The sequence below is a fragment of the Geobacillus sp. LYN3 genome, assembly GCF_003064505.1.
Lineage (GTDB): Bacteria > Bacillota > Bacilli > Bacillales > Anoxybacillaceae > Parageobacillus_B > Parageobacillus_B toebii.
Genome location: NZ_QCWL01000001.1, coordinates 2,447,459 through 2,452,627 on the forward strand (window position 1 = coordinate 2,447,459; position 5,169 = coordinate 2,452,627).

The following is a 5,169-nucleotide window of genomic DNA, read 5'->3' on the forward strand; positions in this document are numbered from 1 at the left end:
ACCCTCCGCATGCCCCACGATGCTCAATGGGATGATCTGTGTGGAGTTTTCATAGAACTTTTGACGCTACCGCACAATATGGATCAGCATCGTCTTCCTCCCCCAGTCAATAATTACACCTCATGCTACTATATTTTCGTTTTTCTGCTCTTATGAATGAAAAAAGCTGGCTCAGTCAGTTGACTAAGCCAGCTTTCCGTTTTATTGATTTGCCTTGCTTACAGCCCGCATTTTAGCTGTGCGCCGCAGCTTGTGCATGTGTTGCAGCCGCCGATTTCTTCGACCGTACCTTCACGGCAAACCGGGCAAATGTTGCCGACTTCGGACCCGATCGTTACATCTGTTGCGCGCAAATCTTGAATCGTATCAACGAGAACAACGGCGCGTTTTGTTTCTTTGTCCTCTTCCTCTTCCGGGAGCAGTTCGAGCTGCTCTTCGGGCGTATTTTCTTCCGCTTTCAGTGTCAATACTTGCGCATCGCGGCTTCCGTCCACATAGACCGTACCGCCTTTTGCGCCGCCGCGCCATAAGCGTTCATATACTTTTTGCACTTGCTCAACGGTATATCCTTTTGGCGCGTTTACCGTTTTTGAAAGGCTGGAGTCGACCCAGCGCTGAATGATGCATTGCACATCCGCATGTGCTTCCGGCGATAAATCCATCGCCGTGACAAACCAATGCGGCAAGTTGTTCGGATCCGCTTCCGGATGTTTGTCCAAATATTCTTGAACGATATCGGCCTTCACCTCAATAAACTTGCCTAGGCGGCCGCTGCGGTAGTAAGAGAAGGAAAAATATGGTTCAAGCCCTGTAGAAACCCCAACCATCGTTCCAGTGGATCCAGTCGGAGCGACCGTAAGCAAATGCGAATTGCGAATGCCGTATTTCAAAATATCTTGGCGAATATCTTCCGGCATTCGTTTCATATAGCCGGTATTAATAAACGCTTCCCGCAGTTTTTGCGTTTCTTCTTCCGTTTCCCCAACAAGGAATGGGAAGCTGCCTTTTTCTTTCGCTAGTTCAATTGACGCGCGATAAGCGGTCGTCGCAATCGTCTTAAACAATTCATCGACAAGTTTGTTTCCTTCCTCGGAACCGTACTCTTTTTCGCAGTAAATAAGCAAATCAGCTAGTCCCATAACGCCAAGACCGATGCGGCGCTCCCCGAGCGCTTGTTTTTTGTTTTCTTCTAGGAAATACGGCGTTGCGTCAATAACGTTATCTTGCATTCTCACGCCGATTTCGACGGTGCGTTTTAATTTTTCATAGTCGACGACTTTCTTTTCTTTATCGACCATATTCGCCAGGTTAATGGCTGCTAGGTTGCAGACGGAATATGGTGCGAGAGGTTGTTCCCCACATGGGTTTGTCGCAACCACTTTTTGACCGTACGCTCGGGCGTTCGTCATTTCGTTGGCGTTATCGATGAAGAAAATGCCTGGTTCCGCGGAATACGTCGCGCAAATATTAATCAGCTTCCAAAGCTCGCGGGCGCGAATTTTGCGGTACACGCGCACGCGGTATCCCATTTTCTCCCATTCGCGTACATCGCCGACTTCGTGCCATTTTTCGTTGTAAATTCGCATTTCTTCTTCTGAGTAAGTTTCTACATCCGGGAAGCGCAGTTCGTACTCTTCATCTTTTTCGACGGCTTCCATAAACTCTTTTGTCAGGCAGACGGAAATGTTTGCTCCTGTTAAAAAGTCTGGATTATGTACCGTGTATGTGCCGCCTGTACGTAATTTTTCTTCTGCTTCTTTAATAATTTCTTCACTGAAGCCGCCGTAGCCCGGAACGTTTTTGTAGTTGACGATTGCTTGGTACATTGCTCGTTCCCGTTCGGTAAGCGGCGTGAATTTCAGTTTATCTTGCGCCGCTTTTTTAATTCCTTCGTCTTCCATATTTTCAATTAAATAGCGCAAAATGCGCGGATTTTGCATTTTTGAGACGATGAACTCGATAATGTCCGGATGCCAGTCTGCCAGCATAATCATTTGCGCGCCACGCTATTTGTTACTCACTCCATATGATGGAGCGGGCTAGGTCATTTCTGCCTAGCTCTCCGTCTTTCGAACGGAGGTCAGACTATATCATCAAAGAAGAGATCAGAGAACTTTTCATATTTACGATTCAATTTTATATCTCCATGTTGATAAAGGTAATGGAATATTTTTCTGAGATCTTCGATGCTTGAAATATAAAGATCAAATTTTAACTTGGCTATATCCTTGTTCATGGAGATATTTTGCTTTCTTCATGATCTCTTCTTTGTCTCGTGCCTCGTAACGTCGTTGCCGAGCGTTACGATTTACTCCTTCCATGGCCCCCAATATACCAACCACCTTGATTAATATTATAATTTTAATTTAATTATATTGGGAGCTGTAGGAAGTTTCAATAGTCGTTGAACCTTCATCTCCGTTTCCAGAGATGCTTGGCTGCTGGTTGCCCATTGTTACATCCAACTTGTTTTCAAACCATCACGCTCGCCGTTGCCGGCCACGTTGTGGTCAAGTTGGCTTTAGGGGGTTCCAGCAATTCACGAGATTTTACTCCCGCCATGGCGCTTTTTAACGGGAGCCACCTTGTTCGACAAGGTGGGTTAATTTCGCAATATCGTCAAGCCAGGAGACCGATCCGGACGATTTTCCGTTCACCCCGCGCGCTAACGTGTTGCGCGGACGCAATGTCGAGCCATTCGTGCCGACGCCGCCGCCGCGGCTCATAATTTCCATTACTTGTTTGCGATGCTCGGAAATCCCTTCACGCGAATCTTTTATAAACGGCATGACATAGCAGTTGAAATACGTCACATCTTTCCCTGACCCTGCGCCGTACAATACGCGGCCTGCTGGAACAAAGTTCAAGCTGACAAGCTCTTGATAAAACTTTTCAAACCACTCTTTCCGTTTTTCCTCCGTTTTTTCCACCGCTGCCAAGCCTGTTGCATTTCGTTTCGCGATTTGTTCGTAAAAGATTTCGAGCGGTTTGTCGATCACATCAAGCGGGCGGACGACGGTTCCCGTCTCTGCTTCTTCTCCTTCGAGTACGTGTCGATATTCTTCCTCAACGAGCACTTTCGCTTTTTTTGCTTCCCAATCAATATCGACGATAAAGCCCAAGCCGCGAGCCGGGAATTTCGGATCTTCTTTAATCGTCAATACGACAAAATCGCCGACTCCCAGCGTCAATTTTTCTGTATCTTTAAATGAGTAGCGATCCAACATCACTAAACGAGAAACGCCTTTATGCGTAATTTTCATATCCTCCGTAATTGGATGCACTTGCGGAAAAAGACGAATATCCTCATTCAACTTTTCGATATTAATTTTCATTTTTTCCGAAGACGCGACCGTCATTCTCCAATCTCTCCTCTTCTTTCTATTTTTTTATTACTTTTCTGCCTGCGTGTTCTGTCTTTTCTACCTTACCATATTAACCACAAAAAAACAATATATAGTATGTTTTTTAACAAAAAACATACTATATATTGTGTTTTGGTCAACTGTTTTTCATTTTGTCAAATAAAAAAAACAATAGAAAACGGCGAAAAAAGGAGAGAAACGAAAAAATTACGCCTTTTTTGCCGATAAATGAATGATTTTCCATGTTGCCAATCAGCGTTTGAAATTCCATTCATCGCTTTCATATTTCGTTCGTGCTAGCTCATGAACATATTCTAGTTCTTCCGGCGATAACGTATATGGTTCCAGCACGATATCAAGCCCTTTTTCAAATCCTTTATAAAACGCTTCTTTCGCTTCTTCGATCGTAATCTTGCGGTTGGTCAATTCGTTAATCGCCACCGCCTTGTTTTTAAAATTGCGTTGCAGGCGCTCTTTTACCCGTTCGTTTGGATATTTAAACAAGCTGAAAAGCAAATCTTCATCCAAGTCAAGCAAAATCGAGCCGTGCTGCAAAATAACCCCTTTTTGCCGCGTCTGCGCACTGCCGGCAATTTTGCGGCCTTCGACGACAAGCTCATACCATGACGGCGCATCAAAACAGACGGCAGATCTTGGGCTTCTTAAATCCGCTTTCTCCTCTTCCGTTTTTGGCACGGCAAAATAGGCATTTAAGCCGAGAAAACGAAATCCTTCTAAAATTCCTTGCGAAATCACCCGATACGCCTCGGTCACCGTTTTTGGCATATCCGGATGTTCTTCGGAAACAATCACACTATACGTCAGCTCTTTATCATGAAGAACGCCTCGTCCTCCTGTCGGCCGTCTCACAAACCCGAGACCATGGCGTTTTACCGCTTCTAAATCAATTTCTTTTTCCACTTTTTGAAAATACCCGATCGATAACGTCGGCGGATTCCAACCATAAAAGCGAATCGTCGGCGGAATTTTGCCTTCGCTATGCCAGTCTAAAAGCGCCTCATCTAGCGCCATATTAAACGAAGGAGAACAGTATCCGGAGTCGATAAAGCGCCAAAGTTCTTTTGCCATCTTTCAACCCTTCTTTTAATTTTAAAGTTTGCGTCTACTAGTTTAACAAACAATCCGAAACATGGAAAGAAAAACGCTGTTATACTCTTGGAAAATATTTTGCTTATCAAAAGCAACGCTTATATAATAGAAGTTGGCAAATGAACGGAAAGGGGGCGCTACTTGTGGAAATATTGCTTATTATTCTCGGCGCAATCATCATCTATTCTGTTGTCACCTATCTCATGCAGCGAAAAATAGTAAAAGCATTAACAGAAGAAGAATTCCGCGCCGGTTATCGCAAAGCGCAATTAATTGACGTCCGCGAACCGGATGAGTTTGCGGCTGGACATATTTTAGGAGCGCGCAATATTCCTTTGACCCAACTGCGCATGCGCATGAAAGAGTTGCGAAAGGATCAGCCAATTTATTTATATTGCCAAAACGGGCTGCGCAGCGGCCGCGCCGCGCAAATGCTGTACCGTAAAGGATACCGCGATTTGTACCATTTAAAAGGCGGTTTTAAAACATGGACGGGGAAAATCAAGAAAAAGGCTTAAGGCAACTAGAAAGGATAGATGGAAGCCGCGAAACGCTTTCATCTATCCTTTTTTCTCATCGTCAATTATAAAGAAAACAGTAGGCTCCGCTTTACTTTTTGCCAAAGTCAACTACCCAACGGCTAAAGCCGTGGGCTTGCAGCTAGCCTAATTGGCTGCCGCGTTCGGCTGGTTGA

Annotated in this window: 2 protein-coding genes and 2 pseudogenes; 1 reads left to right on the forward strand and 3 read right to left on the reverse strand. The window is 44.8% G+C overall.

All coding sequences use genetic code 11. The features are described 5' to 3' along the window. Positions 1–218: 218 nt before the first annotated feature. The 3 genes and pseudogenes from DCC82_RS12840 to DCC82_RS12855 all read right to left on the reverse strand — a co-directional run. A pseudogene (locus DCC82_RS12840) lies at positions 219–2,006 on the reverse strand (vitamin B12-dependent ribonucleotide reductase); the annotation flags it as partial. A 567-nt stretch (positions 2,007–2,573) separates the two neighbouring features. Continuing rightward, positions 2,574–3,359: pseudogene (locus DCC82_RS12850) on the reverse strand (ribonucleotide reductase N-terminal alpha domain-containing protein); the annotation flags it as partial. 258 nt (positions 3,360–3,617) lie between these two features. Beyond that, a complete protein-coding gene (locus tag DCC82_RS12855; RefSeq protein WP_015864469.1) occupies positions 3,618–4,454 on the reverse strand; it encodes a lipoate--protein ligase family protein in 837 nt (278 codons plus the stop codon). A 164-nt stretch (positions 4,455–4,618) separates the two neighbouring features. On the opposite strand from DCC82_RS12855, the gene DCC82_RS12860 reads away from it, so the two are divergent. After that, positions 4,619–4,993: a rhodanese-like domain-containing protein gene (locus tag DCC82_RS12860; protein ID WP_015864470.1), complete on the forward strand. Its 375-nt coding sequence runs from the start codon at positions 4,619–4,621 to the stop codon at positions 4,991–4,993. Positions 4,994–5,169: the final 176 nt, after the last annotated feature.